Annotated in this window: 27 protein-coding genes and 1 tRNA gene; 18 read left to right on the top strand and 10 right to left on the bottom strand. The window is 69.3% G+C overall.

Features of this window, described 5'->3' with window-relative positions:
• The first annotated feature begins 53 nt into the window (after window positions 1-53).
• From MKL09_RS29515 to MKL09_RS29505, 3 genes are read left to right on the top strand one after another with little or no spacing between them, the layout of a single operon-like run.
• Window positions 54-1,493, top strand: coding sequence for a CpaF family protein (locus tag MKL09_RS29515; RefSeq protein WP_244025515.1), 1,440 nt, complete (start codon window positions 54-56; stop codon window positions 1,491-1,493).
• A gap of 2 nt (window positions 1,494-1,495) precedes the next feature.
• Window positions 1,496-2,473, top strand: a complete 978-nt coding sequence (locus MKL09_RS29510) for a type II secretion system F family protein (protein WP_244025514.1) — start codon at window positions 1,496-1,498, stop codon at window positions 2,471-2,473.
• 26 nt (window positions 2,474-2,499) lie between these two features.
• Window positions 2,500-3,480: a type II secretion system F family protein gene (locus MKL09_RS29505; RefSeq protein WP_244025513.1), complete on the top strand. Its 981-nt coding sequence runs from the start codon at window positions 2,500-2,502 to the stop codon at window positions 3,478-3,480.
• 27 nt (window positions 3,481-3,507) lie between these two features.
• Here MKL09_RS29505 and MKL09_RS29500 read toward each other — a convergent pair whose 3' ends face one another.
• The gene (locus MKL09_RS29500) at window positions 3,508-3,795 is read right to left on the bottom strand and encodes a GcrA family cell cycle regulator (RefSeq protein ID WP_409567011.1); all 288 of its coding nucleotides are present in this window, start codon (window positions 3,793-3,795) and stop codon (window positions 3,508-3,510) included.
• Between the two features lie 352 nt (window positions 3,796-4,147).
• Here MKL09_RS29500 and sseA point away from each other — a divergent pair, with 352 nt between their 5' ends.
• Window positions 4,148-4,993, top strand: a complete 846-nt coding sequence (gene sseA, locus MKL09_RS29495; RefSeq protein ID WP_244025512.1) for a 3-mercaptopyruvate sulfurtransferase — start codon at window positions 4,148-4,150, stop codon at window positions 4,991-4,993.
• A gap of 65 nt (window positions 4,994-5,058) precedes the next feature.
• Here the strand turns inward: sseA and MKL09_RS29490 are convergent, their stop codons facing one another.
• Genes MKL09_RS29490 through MKL09_RS29475 form a run of 4 tightly spaced genes read right to left on the bottom strand, consistent with a single transcriptional unit; the run spans window position 5,059 to window position 8,269 of the window.
• The gene (locus MKL09_RS29490) at window positions 5,059-5,883 is read right to left on the bottom strand and encodes an FTR1 family protein (protein WP_244025511.1); all 825 of its coding nucleotides are present in this window, start codon (window positions 5,881-5,883) and stop codon (window positions 5,059-5,061) included.
• Window positions 5,884-5,913: 30 nt separating this feature from the next.
• Window positions 5,914-7,284 carry a 4Fe-4S binding protein gene (locus MKL09_RS29485; RefSeq protein WP_244025527.1) on the bottom strand — a complete coding sequence of 457 codons (1,371 nt, stop codon included), beginning with the start codon at window positions 7,282-7,284 and terminating at the stop codon, window positions 5,914-5,916.
• Window positions 7,285-7,342: 58 nt separating this feature from the next.
• Complete coding sequence (locus MKL09_RS29480) at window positions 7,343-7,690, bottom strand: cupredoxin domain-containing protein (protein ID WP_244025510.1); 348 nt, start codon at window positions 7,688-7,690, stop codon at window positions 7,343-7,345.
• 15 nt (window positions 7,691-7,705) lie between these two features.
• Window positions 7,706-8,269 (bottom strand): iron transporter, encoded by a 564-nt coding sequence (locus MKL09_RS29475; RefSeq protein WP_244025509.1) that lies wholly within the window; start codon window positions 8,267-8,269, stop codon window positions 7,706-7,708.
• 351 nt (window positions 8,270-8,620) lie between these two features.
• Here MKL09_RS29475 and MKL09_RS29470 point away from each other — a divergent pair, with 351 nt between their 5' ends.
• Window positions 8,621-10,747: a carbohydrate porin gene (locus MKL09_RS29470; RefSeq protein WP_244025508.1), complete on the top strand. Its 2,127-nt coding sequence runs from the start codon at window positions 8,621-8,623 to the stop codon at window positions 10,745-10,747.
• Window positions 10,748-10,757: 10 nt separating this feature from the next.
• On the opposite strand, the gene lipB is transcribed toward MKL09_RS29470, so the two are convergent.
• A complete protein-coding gene (lipB, locus tag MKL09_RS29465) occupies window positions 10,758-11,489 on the bottom strand; it encodes a lipoyl(octanoyl) transferase LipB (RefSeq protein ID WP_244025507.1) in 732 nt (243 codons plus the stop codon).
• Between the two features lie 89 nt (window positions 11,490-11,578).
• On the opposite strand from lipB, the gene MKL09_RS29460 reads away from it, so the two are divergent.
• Window positions 11,579-11,884, top strand: a complete 306-nt coding sequence (locus tag MKL09_RS29460; protein WP_244025526.1) for a FliM/FliN family flagellar motor switch protein — start codon at window positions 11,579-11,581, stop codon at window positions 11,882-11,884.
• A gap of 122 nt (window positions 11,885-12,006) precedes the next feature.
• Window positions 12,007-12,091, top strand: a tRNA-Leu gene (locus MKL09_RS29455).
• A gap of 141 nt (window positions 12,092-12,232) precedes the next feature.
• Here MKL09_RS29455 and MKL09_RS29450 read toward each other — a convergent pair.
• The gene (locus tag MKL09_RS29450; RefSeq protein ID WP_244025506.1) at window positions 12,233-12,463 is read right to left on the bottom strand and encodes a DUF6429 family protein; all 231 of its coding nucleotides are present in this window, start codon (window positions 12,461-12,463) and stop codon (window positions 12,233-12,235) included.
• Window positions 12,464-12,737: 274 nt separating this feature from the next.
• Here MKL09_RS29450 and MKL09_RS29445 point away from each other — a divergent pair, with 274 nt between their 5' ends.
• Window positions 12,738-14,684, top strand: a complete 1,947-nt coding sequence (locus tag MKL09_RS29445) for an OPT family oligopeptide transporter (protein ID WP_244025505.1) — start codon at window positions 12,738-12,740, stop codon at window positions 14,682-14,684.
• Between the two features lie 62 nt (window positions 14,685-14,746).
• On the opposite strand, the gene MKL09_RS29440 is transcribed toward MKL09_RS29445, so the two are convergent.
• Window positions 14,747-15,133 (bottom strand): PIN domain-containing protein, encoded by a 387-nt coding sequence (locus tag MKL09_RS29440; RefSeq protein WP_244025504.1) that lies wholly within the window; start codon window positions 15,131-15,133, stop codon window positions 14,747-14,749.
• Complete coding sequence (locus MKL09_RS29435) at window positions 15,130-15,390, bottom strand: AbrB/MazE/SpoVT family DNA-binding domain-containing protein (protein WP_244025503.1); 261 nt, start codon at window positions 15,388-15,390, stop codon at window positions 15,130-15,132. The genes MKL09_RS29440 and MKL09_RS29435 overlap by 4 nt, the downstream gene beginning before the upstream one ends.
• Window positions 15,391-15,771: 381 nt before the next feature.
• On the opposite strand from MKL09_RS29435, the gene MKL09_RS29430 reads away from it, so the two are divergent.
• The 5 genes from MKL09_RS29430 to MKL09_RS29410 all read left to right on the top strand — a co-directional run bounded on the left by MKL09_RS29430 (window position 15,772) and on the right by MKL09_RS29410 (window position 18,985).
• The gene (locus MKL09_RS29430; RefSeq protein WP_244025502.1) at window positions 15,772-17,325 is read left to right on the top strand and encodes a DEAD/DEAH box helicase; all 1,554 of its coding nucleotides are present in this window, start codon (window positions 15,772-15,774) and stop codon (window positions 17,323-17,325) included.
• A gap of 223 nt (window positions 17,326-17,548) precedes the next feature.
• Entirely contained in the window at window positions 17,549-17,734 is a 186-nt protein-coding gene (locus MKL09_RS29425) for a YegP family protein (protein ID WP_244025501.1), read from the top strand.
• A gap of 213 nt (window positions 17,735-17,947) precedes the next feature.
• Window positions 17,948-18,217, top strand: a complete 270-nt coding sequence (locus MKL09_RS29420) for a hypothetical protein (RefSeq protein ID WP_244025500.1) — start codon at window positions 17,948-17,950, stop codon at window positions 18,215-18,217.
• Between the two features lie 149 nt (window positions 18,218-18,366).
• Window positions 18,367-18,504 carry a hypothetical protein gene (locus MKL09_RS29415; protein ID WP_244025499.1) on the top strand — a complete coding sequence of 46 codons (138 nt, stop codon included), beginning with the start codon at window positions 18,367-18,369 and terminating at the stop codon, window positions 18,502-18,504.
• 28 nt (window positions 18,505-18,532) lie between these two features.
• Window positions 18,533-18,985, top strand: coding sequence for an acyl-CoA thioesterase (locus MKL09_RS29410; RefSeq protein WP_244025498.1), 453 nt, complete (start codon window positions 18,533-18,535; stop codon window positions 18,983-18,985).
• 6 nt (window positions 18,986-18,991) lie between these two features.
• Here the strand turns inward: MKL09_RS29410 and MKL09_RS29405 are convergent, their stop codons facing one another.
• Window positions 18,992-19,537, bottom strand: coding sequence for a superoxide dismutase family protein (locus MKL09_RS29405; RefSeq protein ID WP_244025497.1), 546 nt, complete (start codon window positions 19,535-19,537; stop codon window positions 18,992-18,994).
• Between the two features lie 110 nt (window positions 19,538-19,647).
• Between MKL09_RS29405 and MKL09_RS29400 the strand changes: the two genes are divergently transcribed.
• From MKL09_RS29400 to MKL09_RS29380, 5 genes are all read left to right on the top strand, one after another.
• Window positions 19,648-20,421, top strand: a complete 774-nt coding sequence (locus tag MKL09_RS29400; protein ID WP_244025496.1) for a TlyA family RNA methyltransferase — start codon at window positions 19,648-19,650, stop codon at window positions 20,419-20,421.
• Window positions 20,418-21,656: a class I SAM-dependent RNA methyltransferase gene (locus MKL09_RS29395; protein ID WP_244025495.1), complete on the top strand. Its 1,239-nt coding sequence runs from the start codon at window positions 20,418-20,420 to the stop codon at window positions 21,654-21,656. The genes MKL09_RS29400 and MKL09_RS29395 overlap by 4 nt, the downstream gene beginning before the upstream one ends.
• 81 nt (window positions 21,657-21,737) lie before the next feature.
• The gene (locus MKL09_RS29390) at window positions 21,738-22,010 is read left to right on the top strand and encodes a hypothetical protein (RefSeq protein ID WP_244025494.1); all 273 of its coding nucleotides are present in this window, start codon (window positions 21,738-21,740) and stop codon (window positions 22,008-22,010) included.
• A 164-nt stretch (window positions 22,011-22,174) separates the two neighbouring features.
• On the top strand, window positions 22,175-23,179 hold the full coding sequence (locus MKL09_RS29385; protein WP_243962115.1) for a magnesium transporter CorA family protein: 1,005 nt from the start codon (window positions 22,175-22,177) through the stop codon (window positions 23,177-23,179).
• A 97-nt stretch (window positions 23,180-23,276) separates the two neighbouring features.
• A partial coding sequence (locus MKL09_RS29380) for an MCP four helix bundle domain-containing protein (protein ID WP_244025493.1) occupies window positions 23,277-24,418 on the top strand: 1,142 nt, incomplete at its 3' end.

Genomic DNA, 24,418 nt, shown 5'->3' with positions numbered 1-24,418 from the left:
GCGCAACACCTTCGCCGGGACGATGCCTGATGCAGGCGCCTTGGATCTGACCCATGTTCGGTAGGCGACAGACCGGAGCCGCCCCGACCGCGCCCACGCCGCAGCCGCCGGCGGCGGTGCCGGCCGCGCCGGTGCTGCGCGACGCCGCCCCAGCACCCAAGCCGCCGCCCAAGCCCGCCGCCCCGGTGGTGGTCGAGAACCTGCGCTCCGAGGATTACTACCGGACCAAGAGCCTGATCTTCGGCGCCCTGATCGAGGCGATCGACCTCACGCAGCTCGCCCGCCTCGACGCCGAGACCGCCCGGGAGGAGATCCGCGACATCGTCACGGAGATCATCGGGCTCAAGAACATCGTCCTGTCGATCGCCGAGCAGGAGGAGTTGCTCGACGACATCTGCAACGACGTGCTCGGCTACGGCCCGCTGGAGCCACTGCTGGCCCGCGACGACATCGCCGACATCATGGTCAACGGTGCCAACCGGACCTTCATCGAGGTCGACGGCAAGATCCAGCTGACCAATGTCCGGTTCCGCGACAACCAGCAGCTGATGAACATCTGCCAGCGGATCGTCAGCCAGGTCGGGCGGCGGGTCGATGATGCCTCGCCGATCTGCGACGCGCGCCTGCCGGACGGATCCCGCGTCAACGTGATCGCGCCGCCGCTGGCGATCGACGGGCCGGCGCTCACGATCCGTAAGTTCAAGAAGGACAAGCTCACCCTCGAGCAGCTGGTGCGCTTCGGGGCGATCTCCCCGGAAGGCGCCGAGGTCCTGAAAATCATCGGCCAGTCGCGCTGCAACGTCGTCATCTCGGGCGGCACCGGCTCGGGCAAGACCACCCTGCTGAACTGCCTCACCGCCTTCATCGAACTCGACGAGCGGGTCATCACCTGCGAGGACGCGGCCGAATTGCAGCTCCAGCAGCCCCACGTGGTCCGCCTGGAGACGCGCCCGCCGAACATGGAAGGCCAGGGTCAGGTCACCATGCGCGACCTGGTCAAGAACTGCCTGCGCATGCGGCCCGAGCGGATCATCGTCGGCGAGGTCCGCGGGCCCGAGGCGTTCGACCTGCTCCAGGCGATGAACACCGGCCATGACGGCTCGATGGGTACGCTCCACGCCAACAGCCCGCGCGAATGCCTGTCGCGCATCGAGTCGATGATCTCGATGGGCGGCTTCACGCTGCCGTCCAAGACCCTGCGCGAGATGATCTGCGGCTCGATCGACGTGGTGATCCAGGCCATGCGCCTGCGCGACGGCTCCCGGCGCATCACCCACATCACCGAGGTGCTCGGGATGGAGGGCGACGTGATCACCACGCAGGACATCTTCCTCTACGACATCGTCGGCGAGGACGCGAACGGCAAGCTGATCGGGCGCCACCGCTCGACCGGGGTCGGCCGGCCGAAATTCTGGGAGCGGGCCCGCTATTACGGCCTGGATCGCCGGCTCGGCGAGGCGCTCGACGCCGCCGAAATCGTCGGCGGGGCGTGAGCGTGCCGGCTTCATCCCAACTGCCGATCGCCGCCGGCCTGATCGGCATCGCCGTGGCGGCGGTGGCCTACGTGGCGGTGCTGCCGCTGCTCGGCGGCCAGCGCCGGGCGAGCCAGCGGCTGAAATCGATCGGCGTCAACGCCTCGGGGGCGGCGGTGCGCGGCGTCGCGGTCAACCGGCGCGAGCAGGTCGCCAAGACGCTGAGCGAGATCGAGGCGAAGGCGAAGAACGCCAACAAGGCGACGCTGGAGCTGAAGCTCGCCCGAGCCGGCCTGAGCTGGACGAAGCGGACCTTCTACACGGTCTCGGGAGCCTGCGCCGCCGTCTTCGGCCTGTTGCTGTTCATCATCACCGACAGCCCAGTGGCCGCCGCCGGCGCCGCCTTTGCGGGCGGCTTCGGCCTGCCCGCCTGGCTGCTGCGCCACCTGCGGCTCCGGCGCATCGCGAAGTTCAACAAGGAACTGCCCAACGCCGTCGATGTGGTGGTGCGCGGCATCCGCACCGGCATCCCGGTGGGCGATTGCTTCCGCATGGTCTCGCGCGAGGCCGAGGAGCCGGTCCGCAGCGAGTTCAGGACCGTGATCGAGACCCAGGCGATGGGCCTCTCGCTGGGCGAGGCGGTCTCGCGCCTGTTCGAGCGGGTGCCGACCGCCGAGGTCAACTTCTTCGCGATCGTGATCAACATCCAGCAGCAATCGGGCGGCAACCTGTCGGAGGCGCTGAACAACCTCTCGGTCGTGCTGCGCGACCGGGCCAAGATGCGCGGCAAGGTCCAGGCGATGAGCATGGAGGCCAAGGCCTCGGCCTCGATCATCGCGTGCCTGCCCTTCGGCGTGGCGGGCATCACCACCCTGACCAGCCCGGACTACATCTCGCTGCTTTGGACGACGGATATCGGCACGATCGCCCTCGTGGGGGCGGCGATCTGGATGTCGATCGGCGTGTTCACGATCAAGAAGATGATCGCCTTCGATTTCTGAGCCTGATCGGATCCGGGTCCCGTTCCATGATCGACGCCATCGCGGAGAAGCTGTTCGATCCCCGCTTCGTGGGCACGATGCTGACCGCCGTCGCGGTCGCCGCGACCGCCTTCGCGGTGGCGCAGCCGTTCTTCGAGACGGACAAGCTCGGCAAGCGGATGAAGCTCGTCAGCGACGAGCGCGAACAGATCCGGCGGCGGGAGCGGCAGACGGACCGGACCCGGCCGAACGACCGGGCCGCGCTGCGCGTGGCGCCCAAGGCTTACATGAAGTCCATCGTCGACCGGTATCAGCTGAACCGCTGGCTCGGCACCGACACGGCCAAGCGCAAGCTGATGATGGCCGGTTATCGCGGCCAGGGCGCGGAGACCACGTTCCTGTTCTTCCGCCTGATCGTCCCGGTGGCGACCGTGATCGCGGCCGTGTTCTACCTGTTCGTGCTGGAGGCGATCGACGCCTCCTACCTGATGCGGATCGGGATGGTGATCGGCGCCGCCTATGGGGGCATCAAGGCGCCGGAGCTGTTCCTGCTCAACACTGCCAAGAAGCGTCAGGCCGAGATCAGGCGGGCCTGGCCGGATGCCCTCGACCTGACGCTGATCTGCGTCGAATCGGGCATGGCGATCGAGCACGCCTTCCGGAAGGTCAGCACCGAGATCGCCGCCTCCTCGGTGGTACTGGCCGAGGAACTGGCCCTGATGACCGCCGAGATGTCGTTCCTGCCCGACCGCCGGCAGGCTTACGAGAACCTCTCGATACGGACGGGGCTGGAGCCGGTGAAGTCGGTCGCGACGGCGTTGATCCAGGCCGAACGCTATGGGACGCCGGTCGGCCAGGCGCTCCGGGTTCTGAGCCAGGAGAGCCGCGACCAGCGCATGAACGAAGCCGAGAAGAAGGCGGCCAGCCTGCCGCCCAAGCTGACCGTCCCGATGATCCTGTTCTTCCTGCCGGTGCTGTTCGTCGTGATCATCACGCCGGCGGTCATCCAGATCATGCGGACGCAGTAAGGCGCGTCCGTCCGGTCCGAGCCCCCCTCAGCGGATACGGCCGGGGCGGGTCGGCTCGAACACGATGCGGCGGTGGAAGGCGCACCAGCTCTTGCCATCGGAGACCGGTGCGCCGCAGCAGACCGCGCGATCGTTCGGCTCACCGATGATGTACTTGCACACGAAAGCCCCCGACTGCGCGAAGGGCACGCGCAGGTCGGCCGACGGCTCCTGGACGCCCTCGGCATCACCGATCTGGGACATGCGGACGAGTTGATTCATGGCGTTGATCGGCTCAATAAGCAGGCTGCACGGTCGGCGCGGACGCCTCGGCAGAGAGGGAGGGTTGAACGCCCTGCCTTCAGGCGGCGGCCCCGTCTCGCGTATCCGGGACTTGCGTCTCGCGGAGCGGCATCGGGGGCGACCCGCCCGAGCCGGCCTCGACGGCTGGCGCGGTGAGCGTCATCGTGTTGTCGTAACTGGGGTTACAACGATTGAAAACAAGACCAGCGTGCATTCGCTGCATCGGACCACGGTGCGGGGTGCGTAGCTGGCTGCACGGCTGCGGCTCCGCTGCAGCCGGTTCCGACCCCTGACGAAACCGTCCGACTGCGAAACCTCGGGCGTGCAACGGGCCCCGGCCTGTGGTTTGGTGGGCGCTCTCGCGAACAGAGCCGGATAGCGGATTATGGCCCACCCGCCCCTCGTGACCCCCGAATGGCTGCACGACCGCCTCGAAGCCCCCGACATCGTGGTGCTCGACGCCTCGTGGTACCTGCCGGCCGCCGGACGGGACGCCGCCGCCGAATTCCAGGCCGCCCACATCCCCGGCGCCTTGCGCTTCAACCTCGACGCCATGAGCGACACCGAATCGAGCCTGCCGCACATGCTGCCGCGCTCGGACGTGTTCGCGTCGCGGATGCGGGCTTTGGGCATCGGCGACGGCACGCAGATCGTCGTCTATGACGGCCAGGGTCTGTTCTCCGCCCCGCGGGTCTGGTGGATGCTCAAGACCTTCGGGGTCCGGGACGCTCTGGTGCTGGATGGCGGCCTGCCCGCCTGGATCGCGGCGGGCTACCCCACCGAGGACGGCGACCCGGCACCCCGCGAGCGGCGTCACTTCACCGCCCGGCTCGATCACGGCGCCGTGGCGGACGCCAACGACGTCGCCCGGGCCCTGGAGACCGGCTCGGCCCAGGTGGTCGACGCCCGCTCAGCCACCCGCTTCCGCGGCGAGGAGCCGGAGCCGCGCCCAGGTGTGCGGCCGGGCCACATGCCCGGGGCGCACAACCTGCACTACGCGGCCCTTCAGAGCGACGGCCGCCTGAAGAGCCCGGAGGAGCTGAAAAACCTGTTCGCCGAGAGCGGCATCGACCCGGACCGGCCGATCGTGACCACCTGCGGCTCCGGCGTGACCGCGGCGATCATCGCGCTCGCGCTGGAGACCATGGGCCGGCCGGCCCGCGGCCTCTACGACGGCTCCTGGTCGGAATGGGGTGCCGACACGGCGCGCCCGGTTGCGACCGGCGCTTGAGCGCCAATGCCAGGGCCCTGCCCTGACGACCCGCCAAAGGGCACAGCCCTTTGGAAACCCTCGACTCAGGCGGTACGCACCGCCCGGCGCTTGTCGGTGGAACTCCACTGCATCAGCCCGACCATCACGGCGATGGTAGCGACATAGACCAGCCCCTGCAGGGCGGTCGGCCGGTCGGTGTAGCCGACCAGGGCGTGCAGCACCCGGCCCGGCCAGGAATTCTCGGCGATCACCCCGGAGCTGTTCCACAGGGTCTGGCCGAGGACATCCACGACACCGGCATTGGCCAGGAACTGGGCAGCCTGCGAGGCCAGCCCCGCAGCTAGGAAGATGATCAGCGCGCTGGTGATCGAGAACACATAGCGGCTCGGGATCGCGGCCAGGCCGAAATAGGTCACCGCGGAGAGCAGGATGCCCGCCCCGATGCCCGCGAAGGCGCCGAACTGAATGTCCGCGCCCGAGGTTCCGGAGGCCACGAGGCCGTAGAGGAACAGCACCAGCTCGGCGCCCTCGCGCAGGATCGCGGCGCCGACGACGATCGAGAGCGCGGCCGCCTCGCGCTCGCCCGAGCGCACCGCTGCGCCGGCCGCCCGCAATTCGCCAGCCAGCTCCTTGCCGTGCTTGCTCATCCAGGTGTTGTGCCAGATCAGCAGCAGCACCGCGACGATCAGAACGGCGGCGTTCAGGATGTCCTGGCCGCTGCCCTCAAAGGCGTCGGAGATCTTTTCGGCGAACAACGCCACGAGGCCCGCCCCGGCGAGGCCGCCGACGACGCCGAGCAGGACCCAGCGCAGCCGGCCCGGGATGCCCCGCGTGGCCGCCAGCACGATCGAGATGATCAGGCCGGCCTCGATGACTTCGCGGAAGGCGATGATGAAGGCGCCGATCATGGCGTTCTCCTCAGTTGAACGCGGACCGCGCTACCAGACCCAGAACAGGAGTACCCAGTTGGCGACCGAGAGGGCCACCGCGGAGGCGATGCAGGTGGTCGCTGCGGCCCGGCGAAGACCGCCAGCCGCGAGGCCGGCGACCCGCCAGGCGAGCCAGACGCTCCACAGGCCCGAGCCGATCAGCATGGCCGCGCGGATTTCCGACACGTACGGGATGACGATGCCGTCGCCGCGCAGGAACGTGACGGTCAGCGCCGAGAGGCCCAGGAAGACGCCGCAGCCCGCAACCGGGATCAGCGTCTGCGTGAAGTGGTGGAAGCGCTCGCGCGACCAGCCGCCGAGCGCCAGGGTCGCGAGCGCCACGATCCCCGACAGGGCCAGCCCCAGGATCACGGTCGCGGCGCCGATGTAGGCCAGCAGCAACCCGCCGTCGAGCAGGGTCATCACGTCGCTGTGGTCGGGATAGTTCGTCAGCACGAACCAGGGCGCGGACATCTCCAGCGGCCAAGTGATGCCGTGCTCGATCAGCCAGGTGGCAGCGATCTGCTTCGCCTCGACGAACCAGGGGCTCGACGACCACTGGAACGCGCCGACGGCCAGGGCCAGCATGCCGAACAGGATCAGCACGGTCTGCTCGAGGCTGGGCTCGTTCCCGGCGACGTGGACGATCTCGTGGTTGGGCGAGCGCAGGGCGAGGCGCACCGCGCCGCGATGACCGCTGCAGCGCCCGCACATGTGGCAGCTGCCGGAACCGCGCATCGCCTTCACCGGCACCAGGGGGGCGCAGTTGAAATGCTCGGTGCCCTGAACGGGCTTGGGCGAGGCCGCCCAGACGGCGCGGTCGACCTGGAAGCTGATCGGCGCGAGCTTCGAGAGTACCGCGAACACGCCGTTGACCGGGCAGAGATAGCGGCACCAGACCCGCTTGTTGCGCCCATAGAGCAGGCCGACGATGATCGCCGCCAGCGTCGAGCCGCCGAGCACGGCCAGCACCGGCTTCGGGTAGCCGTAGACGCTGGTCATCTGCCCGTAGACCGTGGTGCCGGCGAACGCCAGGAACGGCCAGCCCTGCCAGGTGATCCAGCGCGGCACCGCGTAACCGCGGCTCCAGCGGCTGGCGAACTCGCTGAGCGCCCCCTCCGGGCAGAGCACGCCGCACCAAGCCCGGCCGACCAGCACCATGCTCAGGAGCACGAACGGCCACCAGATGCCCCAGAACGCGAATTGCGCGGCGAGCGTCAGGTTGGTCCAGATATGCGCGGTGTTGTCGGGCAACGGCAGCAGCGCCGGCACGATCACCAGCACGCCGTAGACACCGACGATCACCCATTGCACGGCGCGGATCATCCAGCCGTTCAGCCGCAGCCAGTCGCCGAAGCGGGCGAGCCGCTCATCGATCATGTCGCGGCGCGAAGGCGCGTCGGCGAGGAGAGCTGGGGCCGCCACCGTCAGGACGCGCTCATTTGGCCACCAGGGTGGCCTTCGCCTCGGGATGGAAATCGTCGAACACCTGGTAGGTGCCGGGATCGAGGGTCCGGAACACGATCGCCGAGGTGGAACCCGCGGCCAGCGCCTTTTCGCGCTTGAGTTCCGTGCTCTCGAACTCGACCGGCGACTGGCCGGTATTCGCGATTTCCAGCTTGAACCGCGTGTTGGCCGGCACCTCGATGGTCGCCGGCAGGATCACGCCGTCGCGCATCTCGACCTTGATCACCGGCATGTCGTCGGCGCGCGCGGACGCCGCCCCCCAAGAGGCGGCAAGGAGCGCGGCAACGGCAAGACGGACGGGGCGCAACGAGCGTGACACGGCAATCCCCGCGGTTCAGTAGGCGCCCTTCTTGCCGACCCCGGCGAAGGTGAAGTCCTGGGTCACGTCGAAGGGCTCGAACCACGGGCCGACCCCGGTCTCCTTGTCGACATGGCGGCCGAAATGGCTGTCCTTGCCGGGGGGGGCGACCGTGACCTTCAGGCGGTAGCGGCCGGGGCCGAACAGCTTGACGTTGTCGCCGTAATGCGGGCCGTCATTGGCGACCATCGGCATCAGCGCACCTGCCACCTTCTGGTCCGTCGGCTTGTCGCCGTCGAGCTTCACCGCCTCGAAGCGGATGTCGAGGGCAGGCACCCAATCGCCTTCCGCGAAACCGTTCCGGTTGTCCTTGGCGGCGCGGATATCCGTCTCGAGATGCAGGTCCGACTGCGCGGCTTCGCGCATCATGCCGGGCGGGTCCATCTCGATCGGCTGGAGGTACACGGCCGCGACCTCGAGGCCGTTCTTGGTCACGTGCGGACCGATCGGCACCTCCTTGGCCGATGCGGCCCCGGCGGTCGCCAGGAGGGCACAGGCAGCGAGGCCGCGGAGAAGCGGGAAGAGAGTCGAAGCGCGCATGGTCGTCCACATAACGCCCGCGACAGGAGTTTCAAAGAGGCAAACGAGCACACATCAAATCATAACAATTCTAATCTGAGTTCATTACAGCGTGGATGAATGCTAGTTCTTGAGATTTACCTGAAGCATTGTCGGGTCTCGGCACGCACCGTGAAGTTATTCCGCTCGCTGTGGCCGCACGTATCTTGACGGTCGGAGAGATGTGAGGATCGTCACGCCGTTGCCATGCAGGGCATCGAGAATGCGGCGCGGGACGAGAAATCGATGCGGCCTGCGTTCGAGACGATCCGAAACGGCTTGCGCATCCGCAAACCCCATTATAGCAAGTGCTATATCTCTTCTGCGAGTCCGATGTCGTCCCGCTTTGCGCCCCTTATCCGTGCCGCCGCTCTCGTCCTGGCTGCGCCCCTGATCGCGTCCGTCCCCGCAGGCGCGGCCGATCCCGCGGCGCGGCGTCCCGCGCCGGACGTCCCCGTCTACACGGACTGGTCGGGCGGCTATGTCGGCCTCCAGGGCAGCGCGGGCGGATCCTACGGCGCCTATAATTTCGGGCCGACGACGATCGGCGACCGGGCGGTCCCGGCTTTCAAGAGCGGCGATTCCACCGGCCGCAGCGACCAGGGGCGCAACGCCACCACGGCGGTCGGGGGCGTGTTCGGCGGCTGGAACTGGCAGACCGGCCCCTGGGTCTACGGCGTCGAGGCCTCCCTCGACGCGGCGAACCTGAAGCGGCCGGTGCCCTCGACCATCGCGGGCTTCGGCTACGAGGACGCCGACCAGCCCTTCAACATCGTGCGCGCCAAGACCGACCTGTACGGCACCCTCCGGGCCCGGGTCGGCTACAGCTTCGACCGGTATCTGGTCTACGGGTCCTTCGGGCTCGCGGGCGCCAACGCCCGCTTCCTGGCGGACTATCCGGATCTCGACGCGGGCGGCCAGACCACCGCGCGGCGCGAACTCGGCTATCTCGGCTTCACCCTGGGCGCGGGCATCCAGTACGCGATCAGCGACTCGCTCGCGCTCGGGATCGACTACCGCTACGTCGATCTGGGCGGCAGCCGGCGCTTCTCGCTGGGCAGCGTCCCGGGCGACGACGGCGGCCCGGTCTCGTCCCGGGCAAGCTTCACGTCGAACCAGCTGTTCGCGCGGCTGATGTGGTTCCCGGAGGGCCTGAAGGTGCCGGCCGATCCGGACGAGACCGCCCCGCACGATCCCGACAACGGCGAGACCGGGCGGTTCTCGCTGCACGGCCAGACGACGCTGATCGCCCAGGGCGTGCCGGGCTTCCGCTCGCCCTACGAGGGCGCGCAGAGCCTGATCCCGCACCAGGCCCGCCAGACCACCACGGCGACGATCTTCCTCGGCCTCAAGCTCACCGACAGCACCGAGCTGTACTACAACCCCGAGTTCAGCCAGGGCTTCGGCCTGTCGCGGACTTTGGGCGTCGCGGGATTCGTCAACGGCGAGGCGCAGAAGGCCGGCGCCCCGTTCCCGAAGCTGCGCTCGAACCGCTACTACGTGAAGCAGACGATCGGGCTCGGCGGCGAGACCGTGGAAGTGCCTGACGGCCCGAACCAGGTCGCCACCCGGTACGATGCCGAGCGGATCACCCTGATCGCCGGCAAGTTCGCGCTCGGCGACTTCTTCGACGGCAACGTCTACGCCCACGACCCGCGGGTCGACTTCTTCAACTGGTCGCTCTGGGGCGCCTCGGCCTGGGACTTCCCGGCCAACCTCCCGGGCTTCACCCAGGGCGTCTACGCCGAATACAACCGGCCCGACTTCGCGATCCGCGCCGCCTACACGCAGGTGCCCAAGGAGCCGTCGAGCGACGTGCTCGACCCGCGGGTGTTCCGCCGCGCCGGGCTGAATGCCGAGTTCGAGGAGCGCCACGTGCTCCCGTGGCTGGAGCAGCCGGGCAAGGTCCGCATCGGGCTGTTCTCGAATGTCGGGGTCTCGGCCAACAACCGCGAGGTCGTCACCCTCACCCAGCTCGGCCTGTTCGACAACGGCAGCGATGCCGCCCTCGCCACCCGCAAGCCGCGCCGCAAGACCGGCGGCTACATCAACCTTGAGCAGGCGCTGACGCCCGAGCTCGGCCTGTTCGCCCGGGCGAGCCTGAACGACGGGCGCACGGAGAACATCTCCTTCACCGATATCGACCAGAGCTTCTCCGGCGGCCTGTCGCTGAAGGGCAAGGCCTGGGACCGGCCGGACGACACGATCGGCATCGGCACGGCGATGAACCGGCTCTCCCCATCGCACCGCGCCGCCTTCGCGGCCGGCTTCTACGGGCTGCTGATCGGCGACGGGCAGCTCAACTACGGCAGCGAGCGGGCGCTGGAGACCTATTACGCCCTGAACCTCACGAAGTTCGTGACCCTGACCTTCGACTACCAGTTCGTCGACAACCCCGGCTACAACCGCGACCGCGGGCCGGCTCACTTCTTCGCGTCGCGGCTGCACGCGGATTTCTGATCGCAGGCGGCTACTCCGCCGCCTCGATCACCGTCGCCCCGAAAATATCCTCGAAGGCCGCCCGCAGCTGCATGTCGACCTCCGCCAGGCTCACCGGCAGGCCGAGATCGACCAGGCTCGTCACGCCGTGCTCGCGTACGCCGCAGGGCACGATGCCGGCGAAGTGCGACAGGTCCGGCTCGACGTTCAGGCTGATCCCGTGGAAGCTGACCCAGCGGCGCACCCGGATGCCGATGGCCGCGATCTTGTCCTCGACCCCCGGCCCCTTCTCGGGGCGGCGCACCCAGACGCCGACCCGGTCCTCCCGGCGCTCGGCCCGGACGTTGAAGGCCGCCAGCGTCTCGATCAGCCAGCCCTCCAGGCTCGCCACGTAGGCGCGCAGGTCCCGGCTGCGCCGGTCGAGGTCGAGCATCACGTAGGCGACCCGCTGACCCGGGCCGTGATAAGTGTACTGGCCGCCCCGCCCCGTGGCGTGGACCGGGAATCGATCGGGCGCCACCAGGTCCTCGGACCGCGCTGAGGTGCCGGCCGTGTAGAGCGGCGGGTGCTCCAGCAGCCAGACGCATTCGGGCGCCGCGCCGTGCGCGATCCGCTCCACCCGCGCCTCCATCCAGGCGACCGCGTCCGCGTAGCCCACCGGCGCGTCGCTCACGCGCCAGGACACCGGACCGGCGACCGGATCCGAGCCGGGCCGCTTCGGGAAGGCGTGCGGCGAGACCGTGAGGCGAGGCGCGTTTACCAAGGGTTCACCATCCTGCGTCGATGGTCGAAGCCTTCAACATCCGCGGCCGGCGGTTGCAAGAGTTGGCTGCGAGACGGGATGGGCAGGCGGTGGCGGTCTTCGAGACCCTGAAGGTCGATCTGACGGTGGTGCTGGGCCGGGCCCGGATGCCGCTGCACATGCTGCTGCGCATGGGCCGCGGCGCCGTGATCGAGCTGGAAGCCAGCGACAGCGACATGGTCGAGATCCTGGCCAACGACCACCCGATCGCCCGCGGCCAGATCGTCGTGACCGGCGATCGCATCTCCGTGGAGGTGACGGAGCTGATCCGCAAGGCGGCGGCGATCATCGAGCCCGGCACCACCATCGGCGACAGCGCGACGCCGTTCCTGGACGATAGCTACGGTTCCGTGTGAGCGGAGCGCTTGTCGGCGGCGGATCGATCTGTTATCCGCTGCGCCGCCCGACATGACGGCGACCCGAGGGGTTCCCCGGAGGTCGCAGCGTTCGGGCGAACGGGCGGATCTTCGCGTCCGATGCGGCCATGGCGGAATTGGTAGACGCGCTAGCTTGAGGTGCTAGTCCCGCGAGGGGTGGAGGTTCGAGTCCTCTTGGCCGCACCACACGTTTGATGTGGTGCTTTTTCTCTGAAGGTGGATCGTTCGGCCGGAGGCCGTGACCGCCGCACGGATACCCGATCGGTTTCTGCGCATTAAGGGCCTGCGACCGGGCAGCGAACGCCTATGGACGATCGGCCGAGACGATCATGCCTTCCGGGTGAACAAGGCTTCGAACAGCGCCTTCGATCGGCGCAAGCCTTCCTCGGTCAGCACCACGGATTTGGCCCGGACGACCGGATCGCCGATCAGCCCCTTGGCGTGCAGGCGGCCGAGCGCGTCCCAATCGAACCCTTTCCAGGCTCGACATTCGTCGTGGAGCGTCAGCCACAGAAGGGCGAGCACCGCTTCGTCAATGCGCTCTTCGTCGATCTGCATGCCCTGAAATTAGCACACGTCTCCGTGCAGCCCAACGACTCCGTTTGGCGACGCAGACACATGTGGGCTTGGCGGCCTGAAACACCCAAGTCATTCTGCAAAATCATTGAGGAAACAAAATAAACAGGATCATTTAGTGTATAAACCCCGCACATAGGCACGCGATTGTATCAAAAACACGTGTTCTTGCGAAGATCTGCGCAGCAGGAGCCGATTGTCTTCCGCAGCCGTCTATCGATAAACTGGGCGCATTAGGTCTCGGAGTCCGATTCGCATGCCCAGCGGCGCCAATCCAGCCGAACTGACCTGGCGCGGCATCCTGCTCGGTGGCGTGTTGACGCTGCTGTTTACCGCCGCCAACGTCTATCTCGGCCTCAAGGTCGGGCTCACCTTCGCGACCTCGATCCCGGCCGCGGTCATCTCCATGGCGGTGCTGCGGTACCTGCCCGGCGCCACGGTGCTGGAGAACAACATCGTCCAGACCGTCGCCTCGGCGGCGGGCACGCTCTCGGCGATCATCTTCGTGCTGCCGGGTCTCGTCATGATCGGCTGGTGGCATGGCTTCCCCTGGCTCACCACCGCCGGGATCACCGCGACGGGCGGGATCCTGGGCGTGATGCTCTCCGTGCCCCTGCGCCGCGCCCTCGTGGTCGATTCGGACCTGCCCTATCCCGAGGGACGCGCCGCCGCCGAGGTGCTGGCGCTCGGCACCCAGGGCGCCGCCGGCGAGGCCGACAGCGCCCTGGGCCTGCGCATCCTCGTCTGGAACAGCCTGGCCTCGGCCGGCTTCGCGGTTCTGGCGCAGACCCGCCTGGTGCTCGACAGCGCCGCTCTCTGGTTCCGGGTCGGCGCCGGCGCCACCGGGATCGGCGGCAACCTGTCCTTCGCGCTGCTCGGCGTCGGTCATCTGGTCGGCCTGTCGGTGGGGGCGGCCACGGCGCTGGGGCTGGTGATCGCCTGGGTCGTGCTGGTCCCGCTCCTGACCGCGCAGCAACCGATGCCGGACGCGAACGTCGAGGCCTGGGTCGGCGCGGTGTTCCGGCAGGAGGTGCGGTTCTTCGGCGCCGGCGTGATGGGCGTCGCGGCGATCTGGACGCTGATCCGGATCGCCCGCCCGGTGCTGGGCGGCCTTCGCTCGGCCTTTGCGGCCGGCCGGGCGCGTCAGGCCGGCGCGGCACTGGTGCTTGAGGAGCGCGATCTGCCGATCAACGTCGTCATCCTGGTCTCGCTGAGCCTGCTCCTGCCGATCGGCTGGCTCCTGTGGGACGTCCTCGCCGGCACGAGTCTCGAGCGTCACGGCGTTCTGCTGGTCGCGGGCGGCCTGCTGTTCGTCCTGGTGATCGGGCTCGTGGTCGCAGGGGTGACCGGCTACATGGCCGGGCTGATCGGCTCGTCCAACTCGCCCGTGTCCGGCATCGGAATTCTGTCCGCGCTGGCGAGTTCGGCGCTGCTGCTGGGGCTGCTCGGCCGCGAGGCGGACGGGGAGAGCAGCGGAGCGCTCGTCGCCTACGTGCTGACCGTCACCGGCATCGTGTTCAGCATCTGCACCATCGCGAACGACAACCTGCAGGACCTCAAGACCGGCCAGCTCGTCGGGGCGACCCCGTGGAAGCAGCAGGCGGCGCTCATCGTCGGCGTGGTGTTCGGGTCGGCGATCATACCGCCGGTGCTCAACGTGCTGGCGACGAGCTTCGGTTTCGTGGGGACGCCCGGGGCCGGGCCGAACGCGCTGGCCGCGCCCCAGGCCGGCCTGATCTCGACCCTGGCCAAGGGCGTGCTGTCGGGCGAGGGCAACTGGCGGATGCTGGGCTGGGGCGCGGCCGTGGGCGTGGGGCTGATCGCGCTGGACGAGACCCTCGGCCGGCTGAAGCGCCTCCGCCTCCCGCCGCTGGCGACCGCGCTCGGGATCTACCTGCCCATGAAGGTGATCGTGCCCCTGGTGGCCGGCTCGGTGATCGGCACGGTTTACGAGCGTTGGGCGCGCCGCCAGGCCGATCCAGAACGGGCGGTCCGGCTGGGCACGCTGACGGCGACGGGCCTGATCGTCGGCGAGAGCCTCTGGGGCGTCGCCTTCGCGCTGATCGTCTACGTGTCGGGCGACGATGCCGCCCTGGCGCTGGCGGGCGACGGTTTTGGCGGCCCGGCGCTGATCGGCGGATTGCTGCTGTTCACGGGCCTGACGGCGGGTCTCTATCGGTATGCGCTGCGGAAGGCGGCCTGACGCGACAGGGGCTCGACATTCCTTTCAGCCGGCTGCGCGGCCTGCTCTTAGCGCGCGCGGCTTCAGCGGACCACTTCGACAGTCAGGCCGGGCACGCGGATCTTGGCCCATGCCCGATCGGTCGTCAGCACAGGCACACGAAGCTTCACCGCGAGCGCCAGACAGGTCCGATCCCCAATCCCGCTCCCGTATTGTCGCGTCGCATCCGTCAACAAGGCGGCCGCGAAGGCGGCATCGCGATCATGCACGTGTATGTCGAGTCGCAGGTTCCGGACCAATGTCTCGATGACCGGCAGAGCCAATCCCCGCAGAAGAAGCGCTTTGACCAGCTCTTGAAGATTGACAGCGGACATGGCCGCCGCGCCGACGTGACGGGCCACCAAGTCGGCTCCCGGCTCACCGCGCAGAAGGGCAATGACGGCCGAGGTGTCGAAGACGACGGCGCTCACGCAACCGGATCCTGGCCGTCCTCCTCGGCGCGGCGTTCTCTCAGGAAGGAAGAGGAATCGGCGTCCTGCCGGACGTTCTCGCGATAGAGAGCCTGAAGCTTCGACGCCGCGCGGCCGACCGGTGCGAGGCGCACCTCATCGCCATCGACCGTCACGACGAGGCGGCTCTCCCCCGTGAGACCCAAAGCGTCGCGCACGGATTGGGGCAAAACCATCCGGCCGTCGGCGGCCACCTCCGCGTCGGTCACGAACCGCATCGCCAGATCCTCAGCCTTCGCGGAGACATCTACCACACCGGTCCGCGCCCGTCGTCAGGATGTCGCGGACGGAGGCGCATCGCCGAGCCGTGCACCCACGCGATCGGTGCCATGTCGTCCGGCGCAGAGCTTTGCATTGACTTCGCAGCCGCACACCCGCATATCGGCGGTGCAGCGTCAGCGGCCGTCAGGGCCCGCTTGAGGGGGCTGCGTGACGGATCGGGCGCCTCCCGGCGTGATCCGGCCCCCCTCTTCATAACGTGCATGCACCCGGGCCGCCCCATCACGCGGGCTGCCCCCTGCCAACGGACCGACCGCAACACGACGCTGCTCGCAAACGACGCGAAGCGCCCGGCCGGCCCTGCTGCATCGGATATCTCTTTGACCCAATTCACCGATTTCGGCCTTGCCCAGCCCGTGCTGCGGGCGCTCGGCGAGGCTGGCTACGTCACGCCGACCCCGATCCAGGCCCAGGCGATCCCGCCGGCCATGGAGGGCCGCGACCTCTGCGGCATCGCCCAGACCGGCACCGGCAAGACCGCGGCCTTCGCGCTGCCGATCCTGCACCGCCTCTCCCTCTCGGATCGCCGCGCCCCGCGCCGCGGCTGCCGGGTGCTGGTGCTCTCGCCGACCCGCGAGCTCGCCAACCAGATCGCCGAATCCTTCGCGGATTACGGCCGCCACCTGTCCTACACCACCACGGTGGTGTTCGGCGGCGTCACCATCAGCCGCCAGGAGCGGGCGCTGGCGCCCGGCGTCGACGTCCTGGTCGCCACCCCGGGCCGGCTGATCGACCTGATCGAGCGCCGCTCGCTGACCCTCGAGGGTGTCGAGATCCTCGTCCTCGACGAGGCCGACCAGATGCTCGACCTCGGCTTCATCCACGCGCTCAAGCGCATCGTGAAGATGCTGCCGGCCCAGCGCCAGAGCCTGTTCTTCTCGGCGACCATGCCGAAGAACATCGCCGGCCTCGCCAGCCAGTACCTGAAGGATCCCGTTCAGGTCGCCGTGACCCCGGTGGCGACCACGGCCGAGCGCGTCGAGCAGACGGTCATCTTCGCCCATACCGGCGCCAAGCAGGCGCTGCTCGCCCACATCCTGCGCGATCCGGCCATCGACCGCGTCCTGGTCTTCACCCGCACCAAGCACGGGGCGGATCGGGTCGTGCGCGGCCTCGACAAGGCCGGCATCGCCGGCGCCGCGATCCACGGCAACAAGAGCCAGCCGCAGCGCGAGCGGGCGCTCCAGGCCTTCCGCGACGGCGATTGCCGGGTGCTGGTGGCCACCGATATCGCCGCCCGCGGCATCGATGTCGACGGCGTCAGCCACGTGATCAATTTCGACCTGCCGAACGTGCCGGAGAGCTACGTCCACCGCATCGGCCGCACCGCGCGTGCCGGGGCGACCGGCCTGGCGATCTCGTTCTGCAACGACGAGGAGCGGGCCTACCTGCGCGACATCGAGCGGCTGACCCGCCAGAGCGTGCCGGTGGCGGGCTTCCCCGAGGGCTTCACGCCCCCGTCGCGCCAGGAGGCGGCTGACATCGCACGTGAGGAAGAGCGCCGGCCCGAGCGCCAGCAGCAACGGCCGGCCGGTGGCCGTCCGGGCCAGCGGTCCCGCCCGCAGCAGGGCCGTCCCCAGCAGGGACGCCCGGAAGGCGGCCGCGGCTTCGGCGGCGGCCAGGGCCAGGGTGCGCCGCGCCAGGGCCGTCCGCAGGACGGTCGGGGCGAGGGTCGCGGCCCCGCTCCTCAGGGACGCGACGCCCGGTCTGACCGGCCCGCCCCCCGGCCGCAGGGCGAACGCCCGAGCCAGCAGCAGGCGCGCCCGGCCCGCGACAGCCGGCCCCAGCGGGCGGATGCCCGTCCACGCAGCGCCGGCGGCGCCGGCGAAGGCGGCCGCAACATCGGCTGGCTGGAGCGGTCGCCCCGATCCTAAAGACGGGGTTCCCAAAGGGCTGAGCCCTTTGGCGGGGTTCGGGGGCAGTGCCCCCGATGCATTGGGCAAAGCCCGACACCAGGGCTCTGCCCTGGACCCGCAAAAGGTCACGGACCTTTTGAAACCAGGATTCTTTCGCCGCCCCGGGAGGAGACTTCCGGGGCGGCTTCTTTTTTGCCCGGGGCATCCCATCTCACCGACAGGTCAGACGGGAGCGTGCTCCATGCGGTTCGAACTCTACCGGGACGGCAAGGGCGAGTGGCGCTGGCGCCTGCGGGCGCGGAACGGCGAGGTGATCGCGGATTCCGGCGAGGGCTATGTCCGCCGCGAGGATTGCGAGCACGGCATCGCGTTGGTCCGTCAGAGCGCCGAAGCTCGCATCGAGGATATGACCACCAAGATCGCTTGAGCGTAAGGCCACATCTACGCGAGCGAAGCCCGAACGCGCCGTACCCTGTCCCCGTGGCGACGGTCAAAAATAAACCCTGTCCGACTCTCCGTAGCGGTTACGCTGCAACGCTTCTCGTCGCCCGTGCGTTGCAGCGGTTCGGACCGCCTAAGGGTTCTCGTCCCTCGCGCGGTTCGTCGTCGAAGACGCAATCACGCAAAGGGAGTCGAGACCGTGCTGAGGAAATTCCTGCTCGCGGCCCTGCTGGTGCTGGGCTTCGCGGCTGCTGCGCCGCAGGGCGCGTCGGCTGCGCCGGTCGGCCCGGGCATCGCCCTGCCGGCCGACGCCGCGCCGGTCGTGGCCCAGAAGGCCCAGTACTACTACCGCCGTCGGTTCTACGGCCCGCGGCCGTTCTACCGTCGCCCGTACTACCGTCGCCGGTTCTATTACGGCCCGCGCCCGTTCTATCGTCGTCCGTATTACCGTCGGCGGTTCTACTACTAAGCCGATCATCAACCCGACCAGCCCGGCAGCTCCTGAGAGCCGCCGGGCTTTTTCATGCCGCGATTCGGGGTGCGCCGACGACCTCCATGTCGTATAGTGCAGAAACGGGACGTGCCGGCGACAGATCGGCCTGCCCGGGAGGAACCCCGATGAACGATATCGCGCAGCGCGCCGAGCCGACGGCCGCGTCGCCGAATCTCTGGCAATCGATCCCGCTCGAATGCATCCTGGGCGCCGTCGCCGTCTTTCTGGCGGCGGCACTGAAGCTCGCCGGCATCCTTCCCTGACGGCGCGCGAGACAGGCGGATGGACGGCATGCAGCACGTCGCACGCGCGAACGTCGAGGGCGAGCGGGCGCCGCCGCCCGAGGCGGACCTGCCGCGAGGGGATCTGACGGTCCGGACCATCGCGATGCCGGCCGACACCAACGCCAACGGCGACATCTTCGGCGGCTGGGTTTTGACGCAGATGGATCAGGCCGGCGGCATCGCGGGCGTCGACCGGGCCCAGGGCCGGGTCGTCACCGTCGCGCTCGACGCGATGACGTTCATCCGCCCGGTTCGGGTCGGCGATGTGCTGTGCGTCTACACCCGGGTTTCGCATGTGGGTCGGACCTCGATGAAGATCGAGGTCGAGGCCTGGGCGCGCCGGTTCTGCACCCAGGTCCGCGAGCGGGTGACGCAGGCGACCCTCACCTTCGTGGCCATCGACGAGGCCGGGCGCCCGCGCCCGATCCCACCCCTGGTGCCGTCGCCGACCGCGGTCTGACGGGCGCTACTTGATCACCGCGCAGGCGACCCGGTCGCCGGCGCCGCCGATCGGCTGGGAGGTGTGGTCATCCTCGTTGGCGTGGATGATCAGGGCCGAGCCGTCCCCGTCCTTGAGGCCGCCTTCGCCGGTGAGCGGCGTCTCGCTGGTCACCTCGGCATTCGCCGATCCGTCCTGGGTCGCGTAGAGGTTCGGCAGGTCGCCCTCGTCGGGCCCATCCGGATTGAGCAGGCCATGCTTGCTCTGATCGTGGTTCACATGGGCCTTCGAGTTCAGGAATTTCGGATCCGAGCAATCGCCGACCGCGTGGAAATGCAGGCCGTGCCAGCCGGGCGGGAGGCCGCCGGGCTGGATCGCGATGCGCAGCACCAAGCTGTTGGCCCCATCGCGGATCGCGATCGTCCCGATCGTGTCGCCCTTGGCGTTCTTGACGGGCGCCTGGAACGTCTCGGCGGGCTTGGCGGCGGCCGGCTCCTTCGCGGGTTCCTGTGCGAGGGCGCCGCTCGCCGCGAAAGGTCCCAGCAGCGCGAGCAGCGGCAGGATGCGTGTCATACGGTGGCTCTCCTCTCAAGCCCGGTCTAGGTAGGATGCGGGCCGCCCCTCCGACAGGGCCGGCCCCCGAAACCTTCACCGTATCCCTGCCGCAAGCCCGTAAAGCCCTGATGACCGGAGACCGGCCCATACCGGAGCGCGTGCGCGCGTCGAAACCAGGATCGCGGGCGGACCTGTTCCTGGTGGAGCACGGCCATTTCGAGAGTCGGGCGCGGGCGCAAGCCGCGATCCGGGCCGGGCTGGTGCGCGTCGATGGTCGGCCTCTGGCGCGGGCCTCGGAATCGATCCCGCCCGGCGCCCGTGTCGAGGCAACCCCCGAACATCCTTATGCCTCTCGGGGCGGCCTCAAGCTCGCCGCGGCGCTGGACGCGTTCCGGCTAGATCCGGCAGGTCTCGCCTGCCTCGATGTCGGCGCCTCGACCGGCGGCTTCACCGACGTGCTGCTCGCCCGGGGCGCGGCCCATGTCCACGCGGTCGATGTCGGCCGGGGGCAGCTCCATCCGAGGCTGGCCGGGAATCCCCGCGTCACCAGCCTGGAGGGCACCGACATCCGCAATCTCGACCCGGCGCGGCTCGTGCCGCGGCCCATACTCGCCAGCGTCGACGTGAGCTTCATCGGGCTGCGGCTGGTGCTCCCGGCGTTGCCGGCGCGGCTCGGACCCGGGGCCGCGATCGTCGCGCTGATCAAGCCGCAATTCGAGGCCGGGCGCGCGCGCGTCGGGCGCGGCGGCCTCGTCCGCGATCCGGCCGTCCACGCGGAGGTCTGCGCGGCCGTCCGCTTCGTGCTGGAAGGACTCGGGGCGACGATCCTGGGCCTGATCGATTCGCCCGTGCCGGGTGGCGACGGCAATTCCGAATTCTTGATCGGCGCAAACCTACCATGAGCGAGACGGTCACGATCCGGGAGCTCGGCGCCCGCGGCGACGGCATCGCGGAGGACGGCATCCTCGTCCCCTACACGCTGCCCGGGGAGCGGGTGACGATCCGCCGGGAGGGCAAGCGCGCGGAACTGCTCGGCATCGAGCAGGCCTCGCCCGACCGGGTCGAGCCGTTCTGCCCCTACTACATGCGCTGCGGCGGCTGCCGGACGCAGCACCTCGCGCCCGAGGCGGAGCTGTCCTGGAAGCGCGGCCTCGTCGCCCAGGCGCTGTCGCAGGCCCGGCTCGATGTCGAGCCGGAGGCCGCCATCGACGCGCACGGGGCCGGGCGCCGCCGCATCACGCTGCACGTCCGGGAGATCGACGGGCAGGGCGAAGCCGGGCTGATGGCGGCCCGCAGCCATGCGCTGGTGCCGATCGACCATTGCCCGATCACCGTGCCGGCGCTGCACCCGGCCCCCGCGGTGGCGCGCCGCCTCGCGGCGCCGCTCGGCCACGGCCGCAAGCCCCTGGACGTCGCCGTGACCGCCACCGACCGGGGCCTCGACATCGACCTGCGCGGCCACGGGCCGGTGAGCGGCGGCGTCGCCTCCGCGCTGGTGCGGATCGCGGGCGAACTCGGCCTCGCCCGGCTGTCGCTCCACGGCGAACGCCTGATGGAGGCCGAGCCCGTCTCGGTCACGGACGGCGACAACCGCCTCTATCCGGCCCCCGGCGGTTTCCTGCAGGCGACCGCGGCCGGGCAGGCAACGCTTACCGACCTCACCCTCGCGGCCCTGGGACGCCGCCCGCGGCGGGTCGCCGACCTGTTCTCGGGCTGCGGCCCCCTCGCCCTGGCGATGGCGCGCAATGCCGCCGTCCACGCCGTCGAGGCGGATGCGGCCGCGCTGGCTGGCCTCGACCGGTCGGCCCGGGCCGCCACGGGCCTGCGCCAGATCACCACCGAGCGCCGGGATCTGTTCCGCCGGCCGCTGCTGCCCACGGAACTCGATGGGCTCGACGCGGTCGTGTTCGACCCGCCCCGGGCCGGCGCCGAGGCGCAGGCCCGCCAGCTCGCCGCCGCGCGGGTGCCGGTGGTGATCGGCGTCGCCTGCGATACCGGCACCTTCGCCCGGGACGCGGCGACGCTCACGGCCGGCGGCTTCCGGCTCGAATCGGTGACGCCGGTCGACCAGTTCCGGCACTCGGACCATGTCGAGATGGTCGGCGTGTTCCGGCGGGAGGCCCCGCGCCGGCGCTAAGGCTCGCGACGCGGAGGCTTGCAACGCGGAGACTTGCAACTTGCTGGGGAATCTGACGTTCTCCAGATGACTGGAGGTGTCATGACCACAGCATCGATCCGCCTGCTTGCCCTCGCCGCGCTAAGCCTCGCCCTGCCCTCGACGCTGAGGGCGCAGCCCCGCGCGCCCGATCAGACCGGCACCGGCGGCGGGCCGACCTCGACGATCACGGCGCCGAACACCAATCGGCTCGGCGTGACAAAGCCGCCGGGCACGTCGCTGGGCCCCGGCGAGGTGCCCTCGCGCCGGGAGGAGCGACGCGAGCGCGCGCTGACCGACACGATCGACAACAGCGTCTGCGAAGGCTGCGACTGAACGCCGAGGCGGGCCCGGTGGAACCGTGGAAGCGGACCGCGATGTCACGGAAGCGTCAGAAAACAACGCCACACCCACGGCACAGCTTGCGCTTGGAGCCGCCGTGCCGGATGCGGACCGGACCTAGCGCCGACTTGTGACCGCTTCGCACCCGAGACCGCTTCGTGATTTTCATCCACCAGCCCGCAACCGGCGCCGGATCCTCGCTGCTTGAGCGCCGAATCGTCGACCTTCAGGACACGATCCCCGAGGACACCGTCTGGCTCGACCTGATCCGTCCGAGCCGCGAGGAGGAACTCAAGGTCGAGGCCTTCGCCGGCATCGAGGTTCCGACCCGCGAGGAGATGAAGGACATCGAGCCGTCGGAACTGCTCTATGTCGAAGAAGGCGCCCGCTACATGACCGGGCGCGTGCTCTCGAAGGTGAGCGATGCCGAGGAGCCGGGGCTCGCCGGCATCACTTTCATTCTACGGGGCAGCCGCCTCGTCACCGTGCGCTACGAGGAGCCGCAGGCCTTCCGGATGTATACGCAGCGCGCCGGCCGCACGATGGGCAACGGCAATACCTCCGCGCTCTCCGGCGAGACCATCCTGGCCGGGCTGATCGAGGCGGTGATCGACCGGGCGGCGGACGTGCTCCAGCTTCAGGGCGAGCGCATCGATCGCCTGTCCGGCAAGATCTTCGAAGTGCAGGCCGACCCATCGGCGCGCAACACCGCCCTCCAGGACACGTTGCGGGCGCTCGGACGACTGGGCGACCTGATCTCGAAGCAGCGCGAGAGCTTGGTCTCGATGGAGCGGATCCTGCTTTCGCTGTCGGCGACCTATCGGACCAACAAGGCGCCCCGCGACCTACGAGAGGATGTCCGCTCGACCCTGCGCGATCTTCAATCGCTGGAAGAGCACGCGACCTTCCTCTCCACGAAAATTCAATTTCTGCTGGATGCGACGCTCGGCTTAGTCAACCTGGAACAGAACAATATCATCAAGCTGTTCTCGGTCATGGCCGTCGTATTCATGCCGCCGACGCTGATTGCTTCGATCTACGGCATGAACTTTAAGTCCATGCCTGAACTAGAACTCTCGTTTGGCTACCCGATGGCCGTAGTCATGATGGTCGTCGCCGCGGTCCTTCCCTACGTTTTTTTCCGTTGGAAGAAGTGGCTCTAGTCACGAATGTTTGTCGAGGCGCAGATAAGGCGTTAATAAATCTCGTGGAGATCATCGAGCCTGGAACCGCGGCCCGCCCGCGACGACGGAAGCTCCGATGCGATTCTCCCTGAAGATGGTCCTGTGCGGCGCCATCGGCCTGCTCGCCCTCGCCGCCGCCGGCCAGGGTGTCGTCAGCGTCGTCCGGTTGTCCGAGATCGAGCAGGACGCCAAGGAGGTCTCGCAGGTCTGGCTGCCCGCCCAGAACCAGGCCGAGGCCATCGGCATGGCGGTGCGCGACGTGCGGCTGAAGCTCTACAAGCTGGTCGTGGGATCGCCGGATTTCGCCACCCTCGACAAGAACCAGACGGCGCTCACCGACGGCCTCGGCGCCCTCTCCGAATTGCGCCAAGCCTATCAGGACCACCTGTCGACGCCCCGGGAGCGGGAAACCTACGAGCGCTTCACCGGGGCCTGGAACGCCTACCAGAACATCCAGCTCCAGGTGGTCGAGCTGATGATCGCCGGCGACACGAACGGGGCCCTCAAGCTGGTGCTCGATCCCGAGACCGGTGCCCAGAGCGAGGCGGCGGTCGGCAGCCTCGCCGAGGCGATCGCGCTGGCCCGGTCGCAGACCGACGCGAACGTCGTGGCCACCGCCGACACCGCGGCCTCGGCCAAGCGTACCGCCCTGGTCGCCACCGCGGTCGGGCTGCTGGTCGCGGCCTCCGCGATGCTGTTCGCCCTGTTCGGCATCGCCCGCCCGATCCAGCGCATGACCGGGGCCATGGGGCGCCTGGCCGAGGGCGACGCAACCGTGGCGATCCCTGGCACCGGCCGCCGGGACGAGATTGGCGCCATGGCGGCGGCGGTGCAAGTGTTCAAGGACAATCTCATCCACACCCACGCGCTGGAACAGGAGACGGCGCTCGCCCGGGCCGGCGCCGAGGCTCAAAGGCGGCGCGCCGTCGTGGAGATGGCCAACGGCTTCGAGGCCGCGATCGGCGGCGTGCTGGCCGCGGTGACGGAGGCGGCCCTCGACCTCCGGGCCAATGCCGAGACGATGACCAGCACGGCGACCCGCACGGCCGAGCGCTCGGCCGCGGTGGCGAGCGCCGCGCAGGAGGCCGCCGCCCATGTCGGCACGGTGGCGGTGGCGGCCGAGGAACTCGGGGCCTCGGTCCAGGAGATTGGTCGGCAGGTCGACGGTTCCGCCGACCTCGCCCGGGGCGCGGTCGCCCAGGCCGGGCAGACCGCGGG

The sequence above is a fragment of the Methylobacterium sp. J-048 genome, assembly GCF_022829515.1.
Lineage (GTDB): Bacteria > Pseudomonadota > Alphaproteobacteria > Rhizobiales > Beijerinckiaceae > Methylobacterium.
This window is presented reverse-complemented; position numbering and strand designations above follow the sequence as displayed.

Coding starts and splice junctions, on each gene's coding strand:
- MKL09_RS29515 (WP_244025515.1), top strand. CDS start 54: ATGTTCGGTAGGCGACAGACCGGAGCCGCCCCGACCGCGCCCACGCCG.
- MKL09_RS29505 (WP_244025513.1), top strand. CDS start 2,500: ATGATCGACGCCATCGCGGAGAAGCTGTTCGATCCCCGCTTCGTGGGC.
- sseA (WP_244025512.1), top strand. CDS start 4,148: ATGGCCCACCCGCCCCTCGTGACCCCCGAATGGCTGCACGACCGCCTC.
- MKL09_RS29490 (WP_244025511.1), bottom strand. CDS start 5,883: ATGATCGGCGCCTTCATCATCGCCTTCCGCGAAGTCATCGAGGCCGGC.
- MKL09_RS29485 (WP_244025527.1), bottom strand. CDS start 7,284: ATGATCGATGAGCGGCTCGCCCGCTTCGGCGACTGGCTGCGGCTGAAC.
- MKL09_RS29475 (WP_244025509.1), bottom strand. CDS start 8,269: ATGCGCGCTTCGACTCTCTTCCCGCTTCTCCGCGGCCTCGCTGCCTGT.
- MKL09_RS29470 (WP_244025508.1), top strand. CDS start 8,621: ATGTCGTCCCGCTTTGCGCCCCTTATCCGTGCCGCCGCTCTCGTCCTG.
- MKL09_RS29450 (WP_244025506.1), bottom strand. CDS start 12,463: ATGCAGATCGACGAAGAGCGCATTGACGAAGCGGTGCTCGCCCTTCTG.
- MKL09_RS29445 (WP_244025505.1), top strand. CDS start 12,738: ATGCCCAGCGGCGCCAATCCAGCCGAACTGACCTGGCGCGGCATCCTG.
- MKL09_RS29435 (WP_244025503.1), bottom strand. CDS start 15,390: ATGCGGTTCGTGACCGACGCGGAGGTGGCCGCCGACGGCCGGATGGTT.
- MKL09_RS29425 (WP_244025501.1), top strand. CDS start 17,549: ATGCGGTTCGAACTCTACCGGGACGGCAAGGGCGAGTGGCGCTGGCGC.
- MKL09_RS29415 (WP_244025499.1), top strand. CDS start 18,367: ATGAACGATATCGCGCAGCGCGCCGAGCCGACGGCCGCGTCGCCGAAT.
- MKL09_RS29410 (WP_244025498.1), top strand. CDS start 18,533: ATGCAGCACGTCGCACGCGCGAACGTCGAGGGCGAGCGGGCGCCGCCG.
- MKL09_RS29405 (WP_244025497.1), bottom strand. CDS start 19,537: ATGACACGCATCCTGCCGCTGCTCGCGCTGCTGGGACCTTTCGCGGCG.
- MKL09_RS29400 (WP_244025496.1), top strand. CDS start 19,648: ATGACCGGAGACCGGCCCATACCGGAGCGCGTGCGCGCGTCGAAACCA.
- MKL09_RS29395 (WP_244025495.1), top strand. CDS start 20,418: ATGAGCGAGACGGTCACGATCCGGGAGCTCGGCGCCCGCGGCGACGGC.
- MKL09_RS29390 (WP_244025494.1), top strand. CDS start 21,738: ATGACCACAGCATCGATCCGCCTGCTTGCCCTCGCCGCGCTAAGCCTC.